Source organism: Prevotella sp. AM23-5 (assembly GCF_003473645.1).
In the GTDB taxonomy this organism is placed as follows: domain Bacteria; phylum Bacteroidota; class Bacteroidia; order Bacteroidales; family Bacteroidaceae; genus Prevotella; species Prevotella copri_A.
Genome location: NZ_QUCG01000146.1, coordinates 1 through 311, shown reverse-complemented (window position 1 = coordinate 311; position 311 = coordinate 1). Strand labels below are relative to the sequence as shown.

1 protein-coding gene is annotated in these 311 nt (G+C 31.5%); it reads left to right on the top strand.

The features are described from left to right. Positions 1 to 23 precede the first annotated feature (23 nt). Positions 24 to 311 (top strand): hypothetical protein (locus tag DW657_RS18500; protein WP_233547209.1); only part of this gene is annotated, 288 nt, incomplete at its 3' end.

Genomic DNA, 311 nt, shown 5'->3' with positions numbered 1-311 from the left:
GTTAAAGCAAAGGAGAAATAGGTATGGAAGTATTAAAAGACATAAGTCAGTTAACAAAAGGTTGCTTAGTGACATTTATTAAAAATGATAAATTCCACTTCTACGAGTACCTTATGGTACATCCTAATCGTGAAACCTATTATCTTTTTATAGATAACTGGACGCAAGACGTTGTGCGAATACACGTCAGCGAACTCTTAAATGGAGATTACTATATAGGTAAATATGATTCTGTTTTCGTTAATGAAAAGATGATAGAATTTTATAAACGTATGATTCACTGTCACGAGAATAGAATTAAAGAGAAGAGA